This is a genomic window from Nonomuraea sp. ZG12, from assembly GCF_052068115.1.
Taxonomy (GTDB): Bacteria; Actinomycetota; Actinomycetes; order Streptosporangiales; family Streptosporangiaceae; genus Nonomuraea.
Window position 1 is genome coordinate 116211 of the sequence record NZ_JBQHCW010000005.1, and the last position, 19376, is coordinate 135586.

Here is a 19376-nt window from a genome sequence, read left to right on the forward strand (position 1 = left end):
AGTCGTTCACCGATGCCTAGCCGACCGACTTGACGAGCTCGTCGATCGCGTACGGCAGCGACAGCAGGGTGCCCTGCGACATGGCCGCGCCGATCGCCGGGCCCTCGCTGTCCAGCAGGTACGACACCTTGCCCTCCTTGACCGCGGACAGGTTGGCGAACAACTTGAACTTCTTCAGCGCGTCCTGGTCCGCCTTGTCGGCGATGACGAAGATGCGGTCGACGTCGACCAGGTCGATGCGCTCAGGCGACAGCACGGTGTAGAAGCTGCCGTCCGCGATCTCGTCGATGGCCGTCGTGCCCTTGAAGCCGATGCCCGTCACCATGCGTCCGCGAACGTCGGTGGTGGTGAACGGCGCGACCGAGTTCTTGTACCAGGACACCGCCACGGCGGTCTGGTCGGCGAACTCCGGGTGCGCCGCCTTGGCCGCGTCCAGCTTGTCCTGGATGCCCTGCACCAGCTCCTTGCCCTCGGCCTCCTTGCCGAGCGCCTTGGCGATGTGCACCGCGTTGTCCTGCCAGGGGGCGCTGAACGGCTCCTTCTCGGTCTTGGTACGGCCGACCGTCGGGGCGATCTGGGAGAGCTTGTCGTAGGCGGCCTGGTCGATCTCGGAGTAGACCGCGATGATCAGATCCGGCCGCAGGGCGGCGATCTTCTCGTAGTTGGGACCGGAGTCCCCGTTGTTCATGATGACCTCGGGGCGGGTGTCGCCCCACTTGTCCTTCACCCAGGGCCACTGGGTGTTGATGTCGGGAGTCTTGCCCGGCGGGTTCGGGTACTGGTCGACCATGCCGACCGGCTTGATGCCGAAGGCCAGGATGTGCTGGTCGTCGGTGTAGCCGACGGAGACGACCCGCTCGGGCGCCTTGGTGATCTGCGTGGACCCGAACGCGTGCTCCACGGTGACCGGGAACGGGCCGCTCGTGGTGGCCCCGGTAGTGGCCGCGGTGGTGGCGCTCGGCTGCTCCGCCGGGCCGCTGCCGCATCCCGCGAGGAGGCCGACGCCGAGGGTCACGGCGGACAGGGCCACCGTTAACCGTCGCAAGGTAACTGTCGTTCGTTGGAAAAGCATCCGGGAATCCCTTGCTTTCGCACTATCCGCTGCAAACCCTCATTACGGGCAGGGAAACCGTAACACGCCCAGATTAGGTTAGGCTAACCTTACTTTCATTGATCTGGACATGGGTGCGTCCGATCGGCACGATGAGCGGCCTGTCGCTCACCGGGTCGTCGATCACCCTGGCCTGTAATCCGAACGCCTCGTGCAGCAGTTCGGAGGTGATCACGTCACGGGGGTGCCCCTGCGCCAGGATCGATCCCGACCTCATCACGATCAGGTTGTCGCTGTAGCGCGTGGCCAGGTTGAGGTCGTGCAGCACCATGACCACGGTGCACCCCGACTCGTGCAGGTCGTCCACCAGGTCGATCACGTCGATCGCGTGCGCCAGGTCCAGATAGGTGGTCGGCTCGTCCAGCAACAGCAGGTCGGTGCCCTGGGCCAGGGTCATCGAGATCCAGACCCGCTGACGCTGCCCACCGGACAGCGCGTCGACCGGGCGGCCGGCCAGGTCGGAGACCCCGGTCATGGCCAGCGCGCGCTCCACGACGGCGGCGTCGTCCGACGACCACTGCCGCAGCCAGCTCTGGTGCGGATGGCGGCCCCTGGCGACCAGGTCGGCCACCGTCAGCCCCTCCGGCGCGATGGGGGCCTGCGGGAGCAGGCCGAGCTTCTTCGCCACGTCCCTGGTCTTCAGCTTGGCGATGTCCTCGCCGTCCAGCACGACCGTCCCCTTGGTCGGCTTGAGCAGCCGCGACAGGGCGCGCAGGAGGGTGGACTTACCGCAGCCGTTGGGGCCGATGATCGTGGTGATCACCCCCGGCGGGATCGTCACGTCGAGGTCGTCGAGGACGACCCGGCCGCCGTATCCGACGGTGACGCCCTCGGCTGACAGCCGCGAGGCGACCTCGGTGTTTCGCACGATCACAAGGCCCCACTTTGCTTAGGATAGCCTTACTTTACATCTCTTTCCTGAGGTTGGCTCGTACCAGAAGGTAGACGAGGAAGGGGCCGCCGATCGCGGCGGTGACCACGCCGACCGGGAGCGTGACCGGCAGCGCCGTACGCGCCACCAGGTCCGCGCCGATCAGCAGCAGCGCGCCCACCAGCCCGGAGGCCAGCAGCGGCGGCGTCGGGTATCGCGTCAGCCGCATCGCCACCTGCGGCGCCACCAGGGCGACGAACGGGACCGGGCCCGCCGCGCTCACCGCCACGCCGGCCAGCAGCACCGCGCACAGCAGCAGGACGGCCCGCACCATCGAGTAACGGACCCCCAGCCCCGCCGCGACCTCGTCACCGAAGTGCATCGGCCTGAGGTGGAAGGCGACGTACGCCACGACGGCCATGAGGGCGAGGGTGCACCACAGCGCGATCCAGATCTCGCCCCACGACCGGTTGTCCAGCGAGCCGACCAGCCACGCCTGCGCCCGTGCCACGTCCCGGATGTCGGCCGTGACCAGCAGCCAGACGGTGATCGCCTCCATCACGGCGCTCACCGAGATGCCGATGAGGATGAGCCGGAGGCCGTCGATCCCGCGCCGCCAGGCCATGAAGTACACCAGCAGGCCCGTGCCGAGGCCGCCCGCGAGCGCCGCCGCGGACAGGCCCACGGAGCTGACGATCGCCGCGGCGGCCCCGCCCGACACCGTCACCAGGAACACCGCGACCGCGCTCGCTCCGCCGGTGATCCCCAGGATGTCCGGGCTGGCCAGCGGGTTGCGCGCGATGGACTGCGTGATCGCCCCGGACACCCCGAGCGCGATCCCCACGATGAGCCCGGCCAGGGCGCGCGGCATCCGCAGGTCCATGAGCACGAACTCGTCGACCCGCTCCCCCTGGCCGAAGATCGTGGCGATCACCTGGGCCAGGCCGATGGGGAAGTCCCCCACGCCGAGGGACACGCAGAACAGCAGAAAGCCCGCCGCCGTCATCAGCAGCGTGACGAACACCATCCAGGGCCGCCACACGAACGACGCCCGGCCGAGCCGCACACCCGGCGCCACAGTTCTCTCGTTCATGCCTTGCTGAACTTTCCGCGCCACACCAGCGCCGCGAAGAACGGGGCGCCGACCAGAGCGACGACGATGCCCGCGTCCAGCTCGCCCGGCCGCACCACCACGCGCCCCACCATGTCACAACCCAGCAGGATCACCGCGCCGAGCAGGCCCGCGTACGGCACCAGCCAGCGATAGTCCGGCCCCGTGAGGTACCGCGCCACGTGCGCCACCATGAGCCCGAGAAAGGCGATGGGACCGCACGCCGCCGTGGTCGCGCCCGCCAGCAACGTGATGGCGACGACCCCGATGGTCCGGGTCAGCGCGATGTTCACCCCCAGCCCACGGGCCACGTCGTCACCCAGGTTGAGCAGGTTGACGGCGGGCAGCGTGATCAGCGCCAGCACCAGCCCGGCCACGACGAACGCGACCACCGGCCAGATGACGTCGAACCCGACCCCGGCCACGGTGCCCGCGTTCCAGAACCGCAGCGCGTCCAGTGACGCCTGGTCCGTCAGCGCGACCGCCCTGGTCATCGCCGCCAGGAACACCGCGATCCCCTGCCCGGCCAGCACGAGCGTCAACGGGCTGCCCGCCCCCCGGCCGATGCTCGACAGCCCGAACACGATGACACCGGCGACCGCCGCCCCCAGAAAGGCGAACCAGACGTACTGGTACGGATTGGCGAGCCCGAACACGAGGATCACCATCACCACGGCGAACGAGGCGCCGGCGTTCAGCCCCAAAAGGCCCGTGTCGGCGATCGGGTTACGCGTGTACCCCTGGATCAGCGCCCCGCCGATGCCCAGGGCGATGCCCGCCACGATGGCGAGCACGGTCCGGGGTATCCGCACGGTCTGCACGATGAGCGTGATCTCGGTGAGCCGCTGGTCGGAGCCGGGGGTCGCGAACAACCCGTGCCACACCTCGGCGGGACTCAGCGCGCGTGCGCCGACGGCCAGCGACACCGCCGCCGCGACCACGAGGACCACGACCAGCGTGCTCAGCCCCGCGACCCGCCTCCCGCGGGCTTCTGTGATCCCGGGCGCGGGATGAATCTCCACAGTCGTGCCCATGTCGACGTACGTTATCTCTCTGATCCACCTGCGTTGCATGGCCACCGGCCACCGATGCGAGCGGCTGCCCGCGCTTAGGTAAAGCTATCCTTAGTCCGCTGACGATGGAGTAGGGACTGCGCATGGAGAACACCTTCGCCCGGTTCGGGCTCGCCGGTGAACCCGGCGCCGACGAGTTCTGGGCGGCGGCGGGGGCTCCCGCGTCGGTGCCCGCCGGCGACGGCTGGGTGATGCTGTTCCTGTGGCGCGGGTCCCCGGCGACGATCGACTTCGAGAGCTGGTCGGAGCCCGTCCCCCTGCGCCGGTGGGGCGACACGGACTGCTGGTACGCCGAGGTGGCCATGCCCGCGCGGCTGCGGGTGACGTACCAGATGCGCACCGACGACGCGGTCCACGCCGACCCGCTCAACCCGGACGGCGCGGGCGGCGACCGGTCCATCGCCGCGACCCCGGACGCGCCCGCGCAGCCGCACTGGCCCGCCGTCGGCCCTGCCGACGTCCTGCCCCTCCCACGGACCCGCCTGCGCTGGACCGGCGGCCGGCTCGGCGGGCGGCGCACCGTGCGGGTCCACCCGGCGGGCGGCGGCGGGCCGATGGTCCTGCTGCTCGACGGGGACGACTGGCTGTACCTGCACCCGGCCATGACCGCGTTCGACGCGGCCGTCGCCCGTGGCGAGGTGCCCGCCGTCACGCTCGTCTTCGTGCCCGTCCAGGCCAGGGAGGCCGAGTTCGGGTGCCGGCCCGAGCTGTGGGAGGCGATCCGGGACGAGCTGCTGCCGCTGGTCGCCGGGAGCGGCGTACCCGCCGACCCGGACCGGCTGGTGGTCGCCGGGCAGAGCCTCGGCGGGCTGAGCGCGCTGTACGCGGCCCTGGAGTTCCCGGACCTCGTGTCGCGCGTCGCCTGCCAGTCGGCGTCGTTCTGGTGGACGCCCGAGGCCGCGAGCCAGGCGGACCCCATGGGCGGCCCGGTCGGCGGCGCCGTCGCCGCGCGCCTGCGGGAGCGCCCCGACCTGTCCGGCCTGCGGGTCGCGTTCGACGTGGGTGAGCACGAGACGCGGATGCTGCCGCACTGCGAGCTGGTCGAGACCCTGACCGAACAGGCCGGGGCGACCGTGCGGGTCGCACGGTCGGCCTCCGGCCACGATCGAGCGGGCTGGCGGCACGCCCTGCTCAGGGACGTCGCCTGGGCGCTCGCCTAGCCGGCCTCACCAGTCGTGGACGGTGCCGTCCTTGAGCCGGTTGAACGGCAGGTACGCCGGTTGGTACGGGAACCGCGCCGCGGCGTCCTCGTCGAGTTCCACGCCCAGCCCCGGCTTCTCACCGGGGTGCAGGTAGCCGTCGTTGAAGCTGAACGACTGCTGGAACACCTCGTCGGTCGACGGGCCGTGCTTCATGTACTCCTGGATGCCGAAGTTGTGGATCGCCAGGTCCAGGTGCAGGGCGGCGGCCATGCCCACCGGTGAGATGTCGGTCGGGCCGTGGATGCCGGATTTGATCTGGTACTGGGCGGCGAAGTCGAGCAGCTTCCGCATGGCCGTGATCCCCCCGGTGTGGGTGACGGCCGACCGGACGTAGTCGATGAGCTGCTCGCTGATCAGCGTCTGGTAGTCCCACACGGTGTTGAACACCTCGCCGATGGCCAGCGGGGTGGTGGTGTGCCGGCGGACCAGGCGCAGCGCCTCCTGGTTCTCGGCCGGCGTGCAGTCCTCCAGCCAGAACAGGTCGTACGGTTCCAGCGCCTTGCCGAGCTTGGCGGCCTGGATGGGCGTCATCCGGTGATGGCCGTCGTGCAGCAGCGGCAGCTCGGGGCCGAACTCGCCCCGCACCGCCTCGAAGACGCCGGGCAGGTGACGCAGGTAAGCGCGGGTGTCCCAGTCCTCCTCGGCGGGCAGCGCGGTGCGCTGGGCCGGCTCGTAGTCGTACCGCTTGCCGTCGACGGCGGGCTGAGCGGCCACGCCGTACACGGCGTTGATGCCCGGGACGGAGGTCTGCACCCGGATCGAGCGGTACCCCATCTCCAGGTGCAGGCGGATCGAGTCGAACAGCTCCGGCAGGTCCCGGCCGGAGGCGTGCCCGTACGCCATGATCCCGGTCCGCGAGGCCCCGCCGAGCAGCTGGTAGAGCGGCAGCCCGGCGGCCTTGGCCTTGATGTCCCACAGCGCCACGTCCACGGCGGCGATGGCGGCCATGGTGACGGGTCCGCGCCGCCAGTAGGCCGAGCGGTAGAGGAACTGCCAGGTGTCCTCGATGCGGTGCGGGTCCCGGCCGATGAGGAGGGGGACCACGTGGTCGGCCAGGTACGACGCGACCGCCAGCTCCCGCCCGTTGAGGGTGCCGTCCCCCAGCCCGGTGATCCCCTCGTCCGTCGTGATCTTGAGGGTGACGAAGTTGCGGTCGGGGCTGGTGACGATGACGTCCGCCGCGATGATCTTCACGCAGGTGCCTTTCTTACAGGTGGAAGCGGTGCGGTGCTCACCATTCCGCGAAGGAGCCGTCCGGGTGCCGCCAGATGGGGCCGCGCCAGGCGTGCCCGGCCTTGTCGGCGGCGCGGACCACCTGCTCGTCGACCTCGATGCCCAGGCCGGGCGCGGTGAGCCGCTCGATGTGCCCGTCCTTGAACGTCAACGGGGTCTTGTCGAGGAGGTAGTCCAGCACCTCGGCGCCCTGGTTGTAGTGGATGCCGATGCTCTGCTCCTGGATCAGGTAGTTCGGCGTGGCGAAGCCGACCTGCAGGCAGGCCGCGAGGGCGATCGGGCCGAGCGGGCAGTGCGGGGCGAGCTGCACGTCGTACATCTCGGCGAGCGCGGCGATCTTGCGTACCTCGGTGATGCCGCCCGCGTGCGAGAGGTCCGGCTGGGCGACGGCGATGCCGGCCTGCAGGACGGGCAGGAACTCCTGCCGGTTGTAGAGCCGCTCCCCCGTCGACACCGGGATGGTCGTCGAGCGGACGAACTCGCCGATGAGGTGCGAGTTCTCCGGGACGACCGGCTCCTCCAGGAACAGCGGCCGGTACGGCTCCAGCAACGGCGCCAGGCGGCGGGCGTTGGCCAGGGTGAAGCGCCCATGCAGGTCGACGGCGACGTCACGGTCGTCGCCGAGCACCTCGCGGGCGGCGGCCACCCGGGCGACCACGCCGTTCAGCTCGGCGACCGTGGCGAGCGGGCTCATCCTGCCGGAGGCGTTCATCTTCACCGCGGTGAGCCCGGCCTCGACCTGGGCGGCGACGTGGTCGCGGATCTCGCCCGGCTCGTCGCCGCCGACCCAGCCGTACACCCTGATCCGGTCCCGGACCGGGCCACCGAGCAGCTGGTGCACCGGGGCGCCGAAGTGTTTGCCGGCGATGTCCCACAGGGCCTGGTCGAGGCCCGCCACGGCGCTCGCCAGGATCGGGCCGCCCCGGTAGAACGAGCCCTTGGTCAGCACCTGCCAGTGGTCCTCGACGCGCAGCGCGGGCCGGCCGATCAGCAGCTCGGCGAGCTGGCCGACGGCGGCGCGGACGGTCTCGGAACGCCCCTCGCAGGTGGCCTCGCCCCAGCCGACGATCCCGGTGTCGGTCTCCACCCGGACGAAGAGCCAGCGGGGGGCGACCAGAAAGGTCTCGACGCGTGCGATGGCCGGCATGCCGGTCAGCCCTTGGTGGCGCCGGCGGTGAGGCCGGAGACCACGTACTTCTGCACGAACAGGGCGATCAGCATGATCGGCACGGTCACCACGGTGGCCGCGGCCATCAGGCCGCCCCAGTCGATGCTGGCGTAGCCGACGAAGTCGAAGATCGCCACGGGCAGGGTCTTGGTGTCGGCGTCGGAGAGCACCAGGGCGAACATGAAGTTGTTCCAGGAGAAGATGACGGACAGGATCCCGGCGGTGGCGATGCCCGGCACGGACAGCGGCAGCATGATGCGGCGGAACGCGCCGAGGTGGGTCGTCCCGTCGACCAGCGCCGCCTCCTCCAGCTCCGCCGGCACGCTGTCGAAGTAGCCCATCATGATGTAGACCACCAGCGGCAGCGCGACGAACATGTGGCTGAGGATCAGCACCCCGGAGCCGCCGACCATCTTCAGGTTGGCGAAGACGTAGTACCAGGGCACCAGCAGCGAGACGCCGGGGATGACCCGGGCCATCAGCACCACCAGGGCGGACTTCTTCATGTTGAACCGGCTCATCGAGTACGCGGCCGGCACGCCGAGGACCAGCGACGCCACGGTGGCGGCGACCGCCACCCACAGGCTGTTGACGATGAACTGGACGTAGTTCGCCTGCTGGAGCACCTTGAAGTAGTTGTCCGTGGTGGGCGAGAAGACCAGCGCCTTGCTCGTGTCGTAGATGTCGACATTGGTCTTGAACGACGCGGAGATCATCCAGAGCAGGGGCGCGAGCAGCGAGAGCACCACGACGGCGAGCGCCACGACCCGGAACACCCGGTACGCGGGACGGGACCTCATCGCTTTGCCTCCTTGCGCCGGGCGGTCAGGGCCCACATCGAGCCGATGATGATCAGGAAGAAGAGGATGAGGACGGTGGAGGAGACGCCGTACTCGTTGTAGTCGAAGCTGAGGCCGTAGGCGTACACGTTGAGGGTCTCCACCTCGTGGAACGAGCCGCCGCCGCGCCCCTTGGTGGCGTAGAGGATGTCGAAGGTCTTCAGCGCGTCGATGCCGCGCAGCAGGATCGCCACGGTCACGGTGGGCATCAGCAGCGGCAGGGTGACGTGCCGGAACCGCTGCCAGGTGCTGGCGCCGTCGATCCGCGCCGCCTCCTGCGGCTCTTCCGACAGGGAGGTGAGCCCGGCGAGCAGGATCAGCACCACCATCGGCGTCCACTGCCACACGTCGATGAAGATGGTGGTCGGCAGGGCCGTGTGCTGGCCGGCGAGCCATGGCTGCGGCCCGATGCCGAACCAGCCGAGGATCTGGTTGGCCATGCCGATGTTCGGGTCGAAGATGAGCCGCCACATCATGCCGACCGCGACCGGGGTCGCGACGAGCGGCATCAGGATGGCGACCCGGACCCACTTCTGCCCCTTGAACGGCCGCCAGAGCAGCAGCGCGATCGCCATCCCGAGGACCAGCTCGAACAGCAGCGCGACGATGGTGAACGTGGCGGTCCGCCCCACGGCGGGCCAGAACCGGTCGACGTCCGAGAGGACGTCAAGGTAGTTCTGGAAGCCCACGAACTCGCTCTCCGCGCGGACGGATCCCTCGGTGTCGGTCAGGCTCAGGTAGCCGGTCCAGACCAACGGGAACACGATCAGCGCGCTGACGAAGATCATCGCGGGTGCGGCGAGGAGCCATTTGCGGTGGGCGTTGGCCCAGCGCACCCAGCCGGGTGTTTCGGGGGCGGCGGGCGCGTTGCGCGGCGCCTTGGTGGTGGTGATCGTTGCCATGACGTTCTCCAGGGGTGGGCGGCACGCGGGTGGCGGGCACTCGGCCCGCCACCCGCGTGCGCCGCTTACTTGGCCTCGTCGTCCAGGAACTTCTGGAAGGCGGCGTTGGCCGCGTCAGCGGAGGCCGCCGCGTCCTTGCCGGTGATCGCGTCGACGATCGGCTGGCCGACGATCTCCCGGGACTCGGCGACCTGCACGACGACCGGCCGGTCATGACCCACGCCGCCCTTGGTGCTGGCCTCGATGGCCTCCACCATGTCCTTCGGGAAGGTCGAGGTGCCCTCCGGGTTGGCCCAGACGGAGCTGCGGGCGCCCGGCACGCCGGACTTCTGCTGGGCGAGCGTCTGGTCCTTGCCGGTGGCCCACTCGATGAACTTCCAGGCGTTGGCCTTGTTCTCCGAGCTGTCGTTGATCCCCAGCGCCCACGACGGGATGCTGTACGGCTTCGATCCGGCCGGACCCGCCGGGAACGGCGCGAAGCCGACCTGGTCGGAGACCTTGGACTTGGCCGGGTCGGTGGCGTTCTTGTAGAGCGAGTTGGCCTCGGTGTAGAAGGCGGCCTGGCCCTGGGTGAAGATGGCCATCGCCTCGGGCCAGCCCATGTCGGTGCTGACGTTCGCCGGGCCGGAGTCCTTGATCAGCCCGCCGTAGTAGGCGTACGCCTGCTTGGCCGCGTCGCTGTTGACCGTGGACTTGCCGCTGCTGTCGACGAAGTCGCCGCCGAAGCTGTAGAGGAAGCTGGAGAACTGGGTGACCGCGGCCGACTTGCCGGTACGGGCGACGAATCCGGCGACGCCCGGCTCGGCCTCCTTGATCTTGGCGGCGGCGGCCTTCAGCTCGTCGAGGGTCTTCGGCGGCGCGTCCAGACCGGCCTTCTCGAGCAGGTCCTTGCGGTAGTAGAGGACCTCCTGCTCGGTGATGATCGGGATGCCGACGGGCTTGCCCTCGTACGTGGTGGCCTCCACCGGGCCGGCCTGGAAGTCGCTGAAGTTCCAGTCCTTGTTGGCCGACACCTGGTCCGACAGGTCGGCCAGGTACTTGTTCTTGGCGAAGAGCTTCCCCTCCTGCAAGGGGCGGTACATCATCACGTCGATGTCGGACGAGCCGGCGTTCAGCTTGACGTTGTACTGGTCGGACAGCTGATCCTCGCCGAGCTGGGTGACCTCGATCTTGAGCCCGGTCTCCTTCTCGAAGGCGGGCAGGGCCTTCTTGACGTTCTCCGTCCACACATGGTTGGCCAGGGTGACCCGGACCGTGTTGGACGCTCCGCTGTCGTCACCGCCGCAGGCGGACAGGCTCATGGCGACAACCACGGCCAGAGACGCACCGACTATCGATCGACCTCGCACGTCATCTCTCCTCTCTGTCATGGTCGCCGCCCCCCGGAAGAGCGCCACACTCACTTAACATCTGCTTAATGTGAGGATGCTAGAGCAATAAAGCTGACTTATTCAAGGTGAAGTCTTCACTGATATGCTCTTTGCCGTGACTCAGCCATCCCCAGGGGCCGCGCCCTCCCAGCACGCCCCTGTCGAGGCTGGGCTGCACGCGCGCGTCCTCGATCACCTAGGCACCGCCATCTGCAGCGGTGAGGTGGCCGCCGCCGCGGTCCTGAGCATCGACGACCTGGTCGACCTCTACCAGGTGTCCCGCTCGGTGATCCGCGAGGTGCTGCGGGTGCTCGCGTCCATGGGGCTCATCGAGACGCGGCGCCGGGTGGGGATCATGATCCAGCCCCCCGAGGCGTGGAGCGTCTTCGATCCGCAGGTGATCCGCTGGCGCCTCGCCTCGGAGGGGCGGATGGCGCAGATGCGCTCGATCACCGAGCTCCGGACGGCGATCGAGCCGCACGCCGCCTGGCTGGCCGCCCAGCGGATCGACGACGACGAGGCGAGCGAGCTGGTCGGGATAGCGGCCAAGATGTGGGCCGCCGGGAAGGCCGGCGACGAGGCGCGCTTCCTCACCCTGGACATCGACTTTCACCGGCGGATGCTGGTCGCCTCCGGTAACGAGATGTTCGCCAAACTGCAACTGATCGTCGCCGAGGTGCTCGCCGGTCGGCACCATTACCACCTCATGCCGCACTACCCTGACGAGCTGGCGTTACAGCTGCACACCGATGTGGCCCAGGCGATCCAGCGGCGCGACGGCGAGCGGGCCCGCAGGGCCATGGTGGGGATCATGGAGCAGGGGTTCGCCGAGATCAAGTCGATGTGGGAGCAGACCGCCGAGCCCGGCGGCGCGTGACCGCGCCGCCTCCTGGCTCACGGCTCATAGTTGTCGTGGCGTAAGAAGAAGGCCGCGGCCTCCGCCTCGCCCAGCTCCCTGCCGGCGGCGAGTTCGGCCAGCGTCTCGAAGTACTCCTCGCGAGGCGCGCCGGGGGTGAACAGCAGCAGCATCGAGGCCGGCTCCCCCACGACGTTGCGGAAGCCGTGGACGCCGCCGGGCGGCACATGCAGGAAGTCCCCCTCCCTGCCTTCACGCCAGTCCCGCCCGTCATACAGGCGTATGGTCCCGCGCAGCACGAAGAACGACTCGCTGATGGTCTTGTGGAAGTGCGGGCCCGGCCCGCTCTCACCGGGCCCGAAGTCCCAGCGATACAGGCCGTAGGCCCCCTGAGTGGTCTGTCCGGTGGCGAGGTAGTGGATGTCGCGGCCACCGTAGGACAGGTCCGCGGGCTGGGTGTGCGCCCGGAAGACCGCGCTGACTTCTCCGGTGTCGCCCTCGTAGCGGGGCGGCGGATACGACACGGGGTCTCCTCGGGTCAGTAACGGTTTCTCTCGGAGTCCAGGGCGAGGTCCGCGTCGATCTTCTCCGCGGACACGTCCTTGAGGCCCAGGTGGTCCTTGGCGATCCGGCCGAGCGTCGGCAGACTGCCGCGGTCCGGCCAGGTCCCGGGCTGCCACAGCGACGAGCGCAGGAACGCCTTCGCGCAGTGCATGTACAGCTCTTCGACGTCGATGAGGACCGCCAGCCGCGGCCGCTTCCCCTGGACCGTCAGGTCGTCGAAGAACGGCGCGTCCGACACCAGCGTCGCGCGCCCGTTCACCCGCAGGGTCTCGTTCATCCCCGGCACGAGGAACAGCAGGCCGACGCCGGGATTGCGAAGCATGTTGCGGAAGCTGTCGAGCCGGTGGTTGCCGGGCCGGTCGGCGAACACCAGCCGGTGGTCGTCCAGGACCAGCACCGACCCGGCGGGGTCGCCCCGGGGCGAGACGTCGCAGGTGCCGTCCGGATTCGAGGTCGCCAGCAGCATGAACGGCGAGTGGGCGATGATCGTGCGCGCGTGCTCGTCGATCCGGCCGATGTCCTTGTCCCAGATGCCCTGCGACGGCTCCTTGACGATCTCCCGGAGCTCGGCCTCGGTCGTCACCGTACGGATCTCAGAATGGTTCACCACCCGAAAATAGCGGCAAACCCCCCGCCAGGGCACGACCGAGGCAGTACTAGGGTCTGGGAATGCCCCTCGTGTCGCGCCGTACCGAGTCTTCGCCCTCATGACCAGGGAGACCCGCACGTTGCCCGCCCTCGCGGCGGGGCCGGACGAGACGCCGTTCGTGATCCTGAGCTGGAGCGAGGCCATCGCCAGCGACACCACCTGGAACGAGCACTCCCACCGGTTCCACGAGCTGCTCTGGAACGAGCGGGGCGCGTCCACGGCCGTGGTCGGGGCGCAGGTCTGGACCGTCACCCCCACCCTGGGCCTGTGGATGCCCGCGGGCACGCTGCACTCCGGCTCGGCGATCGCCGGCACCTGGTGCCGGGCCAGCTTCTTCGGTTACGGCACCACGACCTCGATCTCCGCCACGCCCGTCGGCGTCGAGATCACCCCGCTGCTCCGGCTGCTGCTGGAACGGCTCGGCGACACGAGCCTGTCCTCGTACTCGCGGGTGGTGACCGAGGCGATGGTGCTGGACGTGCTCACCCCTTCCTCGCGTGAGCTGCTCCTGCACATGCCCACCTCCGACCTGCTGCGCCCGATCGCGGACGCGGTCCGCGACGATCCGGGCGATCAGCGCCGGCTGGCGGACTGGGCGGCCCACCTCGGCGTGAGCGCCCGTACGATCACCCGCGCCTTCAACGCCGAGACGGGCACCAGCTTCGCGCGCTGGGTCGCGGCGGTGCGCGCCCAGCACGCGGTCGCGCTGCTCACCCGGGGCTGGGAGGTCGACGTGGTGGCCGAGGAGGTCGGTTACCGGTCGGCGAGCGCGTTCGGCGCGGCCTTCCGCCGGACGACCGGGATGACCCCGGGGGCGTTCCGGGCTCGGTGAGGTTCCCGGTGAATGTCCCGATCTCGACAGTGGATGTCTCAAAGCGATGATTGCGACAACTCGTCCATTTCTCCTAAAGTGCAGCAAAGGCAAGCCTTACCTAACCAGGTCGGGGGCTTGTGGCATACGGCCGCACTGTCGCAATTGTTGAAAGTGGAGTACGGATGAAGCGTCCACACAGCCTTCGCATCCTGACCGTGGCGGCCGCCCTGCTGGCCGTCGCGGGCTGCGGCGGCACGTCGGAGACCAAGAGCGAGAGCGCGAGCGCCACGAGCACCGCCTCCACCAGCAGCAGCGCGGGCGCCTTCCCCCTGACGATCGAGCACGCGCTGGGCACGACCACCATCCCGGCGAAGCCGCAGCGGGTGGCCACGGTCAACTGGGCCAATCACGAGGCGCCGCTGGCCCTGGGCGTCGTCCCGGTCGGCATGGCCGCCGCGAACTTCGGCGACGACGACGGCGACGGCCTCCTGCCCTGGGTGGAGGAGCGGCTGACGGAACTCAAGGCCGAGACGCCCGTGCTGTTCGACGAGACCGACGGCATCGACTTCGAGGCCGTCGCCGACACGAAGCCGGACGTGATCCTGGCCGCCTACTCGGGCCTGACCCAGCAGGACTACGACACCCTGAGCGACATCGCTCCCGTGGTGGCCTACCCGAAGGCCGCGTGGGCGACCCCGTGGCGCGAGATCATCCGGCTGAACAGCAAGGCCATCGGCATGGCCGCCGAGGGCGACAAGCTCATCGCCGGCATCGACGGCGACATCAGCACGGTCGTCGCGAAGTACCCGCAGCTCAAGGGCAAGTCGATCATGTTCATGACGCACGTCGACCCCAACGACGTGAGCCAGATCGGCTTCTACACCACGCATGACACCCGCACGCTGTTCTTCGAGGACCTCGGGCTGACGATCCCTGGCAGCATCACCGAGGCGTCCAAGGGCACGGACAAGTTCTCCCTGACCCGGAGCGCGGAGCAGATCGACCTGTTCGACGACGTCGACATCATCACCGGGTACGGCGACGAGAAGGGCGAGCTGCTCGCCAAGATCAGCAAGGACCCGCTGCTGTCGAAGATCCCCGCCGTCAAGCGCGGCTCGGTGTACCTGCTGCCCGACAGCAAGCCGCTCGGCACCGCCGCGAACCCGACCCCCCTGTCGATCTCGTGGGTGCTGGAGGACTACGTCAAGGCGCTCGCCGAGGCCGCGGACAAGGTCAATTGACATCCTCCCCCGCCTGAAGGCAGGGGATGCCAACGTCAGCTACCTCACGAGGAGGAAGTCGCGTTGAGGTTCGCGGTTCGTCGGCTCGCTCAACGGCGGGCCTCCCCGCGCGGACACGGCATGCCCTGCCGCGTGTGCGATGTTTCTGGCCGCGTTCACGTCGGCGTTGCCGGCGTATCCGCAGGATCGGCACCGGTAGGCGGCTTGGCTCTCGCGCGCCTGCCGGTCCACGATCCCGCACGCCGAGCAACGCTGACTCGTGTACGCGGGGTTGATCCTCACGACCCGGCCGGGAGCCTTCTGCTCCAGCCGGGCCACCAGCCGACCCCACCCGGCGGCCAGGATGCCCCGGTTCAGGCCCGCCTTCTGCCGGACGTTGCGGCCCGGCGCATCGATGGTGCCCTTGGCCGAGCGGGTCATGTTAGCGATCTTGAGGTCTTCGACGGCGATCACGCCGAAGCGGCTGGCCAGATCGGTGCTGGTCTTCTCCACCCAGTCCTTGCGCCGATCCCTCTCCCGGGCCTTCAGCCTCGCGATGGCCACCTTCACCTTGCCGCGCCGGTTCCCCCTACGGCTGGCCCGCGCCAGCTTGCGCAGCAGGCGCAGCAGCCGGGCCTTCTCAGCGTCGCGCAGCGTGGGGGCGTGCAGCAGTTCGCCGGTGGACAAGGCGGCGCTCACGGCCACCCCCCGGTCCACGCCCACCACCTCGCCCGTACCCGGTGCGGGGATCGGCTCAGGGATCGCGGCGAAGGCGACATGCCAACGCCCGGAGGTGTCGCGGGTGACCCGATACGACTTCACCCCCTCGGGGACGGCACGGGACCAGCGGAACCGTACCCACCCCTCCTTGGGGACCTTCACCTCGCCCACGTTGCGGGACAGGCGGCGCACATCACCCGTCTTGACCGCGACGATCCGGAACCCTTCGCCCTGCCCCCGCCTGCGCCACGTCGGCCGGCGGTGCGTCCCCCCGAAAAAGTTCGCCATCGCCTGCGCGAAGTCCTTGAGCGCCTGCTGCTGCACGATGATCGACCCCGCGCGCAGCCACGCGTTCTCCGCCCGCGCCTCAGTGAGCTGCCTGCACTGCTCGGCGAAACCGGGCGCGGACCTGCGACCCGGCTTCCAGTGGCGGTGCTGCTCCACCGCCAGATTCCATACATACCGGGCGTGCCCGCAATGCTCCAGCAACGCCACCTCTTGGGCAGGCGAGGGCTGGAGCCGGTAGCGGGACACGCCGATCAAACTACCGACCGCCACCGACAAAACCGGAAGACCGAGATGCCTGACCGTTCCGCGTTTCCTCCCCGCCCTGAAGGACTGGGCTTCTACGCTGGAAGTATTCGGTGACCCTGCCAGAGACCGCGGTCGGCACCGACCGCCTGCCGGACGCCGCCATCGTGCGGCGTCCGGCGCGCGTCCGGGTCCTGTGGCTGCTCGTCGTGCTGGCGGTCCTGGCCGTGCTCATGGTGGCCTCCGTCGCCCTCGGCTCGCGCGATGTGGCCTGGGCCGACGTCTGGGCCGCCCTCGGCGGCGCGGACGGCTCACTCGAACAGGCGGCGGTCACCAAGCGGATCCCGCGCACCCTGCTCGCGGTGCTGATCGGCGCCGCACTCGGCCTCTCCGGCGGCGTCATGCAGGGCGTGACCCGCAACCCGCTGGCCGACCCGGGGATCCTGGGCGTCAACATGGGCGCGTCGCTCTCCGTCGTCACCGCCGTCGCGTTCTTCGGCCTCACCTCGCCCACCGGGTACATCTGGGTCGCGATGACAGGGGCCGCCGCCTCGGCCGTGTTCGTGTACGCCATCGGGTCCCTCGGGCGGGGCGGCGCCACCCCCCTCAAGCTCGCCCTCGCCGGCGCCGTCACGTCGGCGGCCTTCGCGTCCCTCGTCAGCGCTGTCGTCCTGCCCCGCAACGACATCGCCGGCAGCTTCCGGCTCTGGCAGATCGGCGGGGTCGGCGGCGCGTCGTACGAGCGCATCGGGCAGGTCCTGCCGTTCATCGCCGTCGGCTTCGTCGTGTGCCTGCTGTCCGCGCGCGCGTTGAACTCGCTCGCCCTGGGCGACGAGCTCGCGGCCGGGCTCGGCGAGCGCGTGGCCGTGATCCGGGCCACGGCCGCGCTCGGCGCGGTCGTGCTGTGCGGCGCGGCGACGGCCGTCGCCGGGCCGATCGGCTTCGTCGGGCTCGTCGTCCCGCACGCGTGCCGCCTGCTCGTCGGTGTGGACCACCGCTGGCTGCTGCCGTTCTCCGCCCTGGTCGGCGGGGCGCTGCTCACCGCATCCGACGTGGTCGGCCGCATGGTGGCGCGCCCTGAGGACCTTGAGGTGGGCATCGTGACGGCCCTGATCGGCGCGCCCTTCTTCATCCACATCGTCCGACGGCAAAAGGTGCGTGACCTGTGAGTAGGGACAGCGAGCAGGGCGGACAGGTGGGTGTCGCCGTGCGGCCGTCCGTCGTGCAGGCCGTCGCCCGCAGCCGCCGCCGGCGTGCCTCCCGGCGCGGCCTCATCATCCTGGTGCTGGCGGTGCTCGCCGTCGCCGCGTTCGCCGTGACGCTGATGGCCGGGCAGACGTTCTACCCGCCGCGCGACGTGGTCCGGGTCATCCTCGGCGAGCAGGTCCCGGGGGCTTCCTTCACCGTGGGGCGGCTCCGGCTGCCGCGTGCCGTCCTCGCCGTGGTCGCGGGCTTCAGCTTCGGCCTGGCCGGTGTCACCTTCCAGACGATGCTCCGCAACCCGCTGGCCAGCCCCGACATCATCGGCATCAGCTCGGGGGCGAGCACCGCGGCCGCCATCGCGATCGTGTCGCTGTCGCTCGGCGGGACCCAGGTGTCGGTCTTCGCCATCGTCTCCGCCCTCGTCGTCGCCATGCTGGTGTACACCCTGGCGTTCCGGGACGGCGTCGCCGGCACGCGGCTCATCCTGATCGGCATCGGGATCGCCGCGATCCTGGACAGCATCACCTCCTACGTCCTGTCCAGGGCCGCCGAATGGGACCTGCAGGAGGCCATGCGCTGGCTGACCGGCAGCCTGAACGGCGCCGCGTGGGAGCAGGTCCTGCCCGCCCTCGTCGCGCTGGTCGTCCTCACCCCCGTCCTGCTGTCGCGGGCGCGGGACCTGTCGGCGATGCAGCTCGGCGACGACACCGCCTCGGCGCTCGGGGTCCGCGTCGAACGCACCCGCATCACGGTGATCGTCGCCGCCGTGGGCCTGATCGCCTTCGCCACGGCGGCGGCCGGGCCGATCGCGTTCGTGGCGTTCCTGTCCGGCCCGATCGCGGCCCGGCTGGTCGGCGCCGGCGGCTCGCTGCTCGTGCCCGCCGGGCTCGTCGGCGCCCTCCTGGTCCTCGTCGCCGACTTCGCCGGCCAGTTCGCGTTCGACGCCCGCTTCCCGGTCGGCGTCGTCACCGGCGTCCTCGGCGCGCCGTACCTCGTCTATCTGATCATTCGTACGCATCGAGCCGGAGGGTCGCTATGACCACGTCCCACTCCCTCGCGACCGAGCGGCTCACGCTCGGCTACGGTGACCGCGTGGTCGTCGAGTCGCTCGACCTGGTCGTGCCGCCCGGCGAGATCACGGTCATCGTCGGCGCGAACGCGTGCGGGAAGTCGACGCTCCTGCGCTCCCTGTCCCGGCTGCTCACCCCCCGCGAGGGCCGGGTCGTGCTGGACGGCAAGGAGGTGCACCGGATGCCCGCCAAGAAACTGGCCCGCACGCTCGGACTCCTTCCTCAGTCGCCGGTCGCGCCCGAGGGCATCACCGTGCTGGACCTCGTCGGCCGGGGCCGCCACCCCCACCAGAAGCTCTTCTCCCGGTGGAGCGAGCAGGACGACGTCGCGGTGGCGGCCGCCCTGGAGGCCACGCAGACGACGGATCTCGCCGGCCGCGCCGTCGACGAGCTGTCCGGCGGCCAGCGCCAGCGGGTCTGGATCGCCATGGCGCTGGCCCAGCAGACCGACCTGCTCTTCCTCGACGAGCCCACCACCTTCCTGGACGCCGCCCACCAGGTGGAGGTCCTCGACCTGCTGACCGACCTGAACCGCAGCCGCGGCACCACCATCGTGATGGTCCTGCACGACCTCAACCTCGCCGCCCGCTACGCCGACCACCTCATCGCCATCGCCGACGGCCGCTGCCACGCCGCGGGCCCCCCGGCCGAGGTCCTCACCGAGGAGAGCGTCCGCACCGTCTTCGGCCTCGACAGCCGCATCATCGAGGACCCCGTCTCCGGCCGCCCCCTGATGCTCCCCATCGGCCGTCACCACATCCGGCCGCAGGTCGCCTCGTCCCCGGATAGTGGCAAGGCTCGGTAACTCCGCGTTTGCCTCCCCGACGCCGAGGCCAGGACTGCGAGCAGGACGGCTCATCTACCGGGGG

The 19376-nt window shown here is 70.1% G+C and carries 19 protein-coding genes; 7 read left to right on the top strand and 12 right to left on the bottom strand.

From position 1 onward, the window contains the following. Positions 1–16: 16 nt before the first annotated feature. From ACTMTF_RS17190 to ACTMTF_RS17205, 4 genes are all read right to left on the bottom strand, one after another. The gene (locus ACTMTF_RS17190) at positions 17–1045 is read right to left on the bottom strand and encodes an iron-siderophore ABC transporter substrate-binding protein (RefSeq protein ID WP_441111566.1); all 1029 of its coding nucleotides are present in this window, start codon (positions 1043–1045) and stop codon (positions 17–19) included. Between the two features lie 100 nt (positions 1046–1145). Next, positions 1146–1979 (bottom strand): ABC transporter ATP-binding protein, encoded by an 834-nt coding sequence (locus ACTMTF_RS17195; RefSeq protein ID WP_441111818.1) that lies wholly within the window; start codon positions 1977–1979, stop codon positions 1146–1148. Positions 1980–2016: 37 nt separating this feature from the next. Continuing rightward, positions 2017–3075, bottom strand: coding sequence for a FecCD family ABC transporter permease (locus tag ACTMTF_RS17200; protein WP_441111567.1), 1059 nt, complete (start codon positions 3073–3075; stop codon positions 2017–2019). Next, the gene (locus ACTMTF_RS17205; RefSeq protein ID WP_441111568.1) at positions 3072–4127 is read right to left on the bottom strand and encodes a FecCD family ABC transporter permease; all 1056 of its coding nucleotides are present in this window, start codon (positions 4125–4127) and stop codon (positions 3072–3074) included. Before ACTMTF_RS17205 ends, ACTMTF_RS17200 begins: the two co-directional genes overlap by 4 nt. 122 nt (positions 4128–4249) lie before the next feature. Here ACTMTF_RS17205 and ACTMTF_RS17210 point away from each other — a divergent pair, with 122 nt between their 5' ends. Then, positions 4250–5326: an alpha/beta hydrolase-fold protein gene (locus tag ACTMTF_RS17210; protein WP_441111569.1), complete on the top strand. Its 1077-nt coding sequence runs from the start codon at positions 4250–4252 to the stop codon at positions 5324–5326. A 6-nt stretch (positions 5327–5332) separates the two neighbouring features. Here the strand turns inward: ACTMTF_RS17210 and manD are convergent, their stop codons facing one another. From manD to ACTMTF_RS17235, 5 genes are all read right to left on the bottom strand, one after another. Continuing rightward, positions 5333–6562 carry a D-mannonate dehydratase ManD gene (gene manD, locus ACTMTF_RS17215; protein ID WP_441111570.1) on the bottom strand — a complete coding sequence of 410 codons (1230 nt, stop codon included), beginning with the start codon at positions 6560–6562 and terminating at the stop codon, positions 5333–5335. 37 nt (positions 6563–6599) lie between these two features. Continuing rightward, positions 6600–7748 (bottom strand): galactonate dehydratase, encoded by a 1149-nt coding sequence (gene dgoD / locus ACTMTF_RS17220; RefSeq protein ID WP_441111571.1) that lies wholly within the window; start codon positions 7746–7748, stop codon positions 6600–6602. A gap of 5 nt (positions 7749–7753) precedes the next feature. After that, on the bottom strand, positions 7754–8569 hold the full coding sequence (locus tag ACTMTF_RS17225) for a carbohydrate ABC transporter permease (protein WP_397007136.1): 816 nt from the start codon (positions 8567–8569) through the stop codon (positions 7754–7756). Continuing rightward, a complete protein-coding gene (locus tag ACTMTF_RS17230) occupies positions 8566–9510 on the bottom strand; it encodes a carbohydrate ABC transporter permease (RefSeq protein WP_441111572.1) in 945 nt (314 codons plus the stop codon). Before ACTMTF_RS17230 ends, ACTMTF_RS17225 begins: the two co-directional genes overlap by 4 nt. Positions 9511–9575: 65 nt before the next feature. Further along, positions 9576–10811, bottom strand: coding sequence for an ABC transporter substrate-binding protein (locus tag ACTMTF_RS17235; protein WP_441111573.1), 1236 nt, complete (start codon positions 10809–10811; stop codon positions 9576–9578). A 184-nt stretch (positions 10812–10995) separates the two neighbouring features. On the opposite strand from ACTMTF_RS17235, the gene ACTMTF_RS17240 reads away from it, so the two are divergent. Then, on the top strand, positions 10996–11757 hold the full coding sequence (locus ACTMTF_RS17240) for a FadR/GntR family transcriptional regulator (RefSeq protein WP_397007142.1): 762 nt from the start codon (positions 10996–10998) through the stop codon (positions 11755–11757). 17 nt (positions 11758–11774) lie between these two features. On the opposite strand, the gene ACTMTF_RS17245 is transcribed toward ACTMTF_RS17240, so the two are convergent. Further along, positions 11775–12260, bottom strand: coding sequence for a cupin domain-containing protein (locus ACTMTF_RS17245; protein WP_441111574.1), 486 nt, complete (start codon positions 12258–12260; stop codon positions 11775–11777). Between the two features lie 14 nt (positions 12261–12274). Beyond that, positions 12275–12907 carry a pyridoxamine 5'-phosphate oxidase family protein gene (locus ACTMTF_RS17250; protein WP_397007146.1) on the bottom strand — a complete coding sequence of 211 codons (633 nt, stop codon included), beginning with the start codon at positions 12905–12907 and terminating at the stop codon, positions 12275–12277. 100 nt (positions 12908–13007) lie between these two features. On the opposite strand from ACTMTF_RS17250, the gene ACTMTF_RS17255 reads away from it, so the two are divergent. Both ACTMTF_RS17255 and ACTMTF_RS17260 read left to right on the top strand, forming a co-directional pair. Beyond that, positions 13008–13781 carry an AraC family transcriptional regulator gene (locus ACTMTF_RS17255; RefSeq protein WP_441111575.1) on the top strand — a complete coding sequence of 258 codons (774 nt, stop codon included), beginning with the start codon at positions 13008–13010 and terminating at the stop codon, positions 13779–13781. Between the two features lie 164 nt (positions 13782–13945). After that, positions 13946–15004: an iron-siderophore ABC transporter substrate-binding protein gene (locus tag ACTMTF_RS17260; protein ID WP_441111576.1), complete on the top strand. Its 1059-nt coding sequence runs from the start codon at positions 13946–13948 to the stop codon at positions 15002–15004. 39 nt (positions 15005–15043) lie between these two features. On the opposite strand, the gene ACTMTF_RS17265 is transcribed toward ACTMTF_RS17260, so the two are convergent. Next, positions 15044–16261 (bottom strand): RNA-guided endonuclease InsQ/TnpB family protein, encoded by a 1218-nt coding sequence (locus ACTMTF_RS17265; protein ID WP_441111577.1) that lies wholly within the window; start codon positions 16259–16261, stop codon positions 15044–15046. 86 nt (positions 16262–16347) lie between these two features. Here ACTMTF_RS17265 and ACTMTF_RS17270 point away from each other — a divergent pair, with 86 nt between their 5' ends. From ACTMTF_RS17270 to ACTMTF_RS17280, 3 genes are read left to right on the top strand one after another with little or no spacing between them, the layout of a single operon-like run. Then, positions 16348–17403: a FecCD family ABC transporter permease gene (locus ACTMTF_RS17270; protein ID WP_397007152.1), complete on the top strand. Its 1056-nt coding sequence runs from the start codon at positions 16348–16350 to the stop codon at positions 17401–17403. Further along, complete coding sequence (locus ACTMTF_RS17275) at positions 17400–18476, top strand: FecCD family ABC transporter permease (RefSeq protein WP_441111578.1); 1077 nt, start codon at positions 17400–17402, stop codon at positions 18474–18476. Before ACTMTF_RS17270 ends, ACTMTF_RS17275 begins: the two co-directional genes overlap by 4 nt. After that, a complete protein-coding gene (locus tag ACTMTF_RS17280) occupies positions 18473–19312 on the top strand; it encodes an ABC transporter ATP-binding protein (RefSeq protein WP_441111579.1) in 840 nt (279 codons plus the stop codon). Before ACTMTF_RS17275 ends, ACTMTF_RS17280 begins: the two co-directional genes overlap by 4 nt. The last annotated feature ends 64 nt before the right edge of the window (positions 19313–19376 follow it).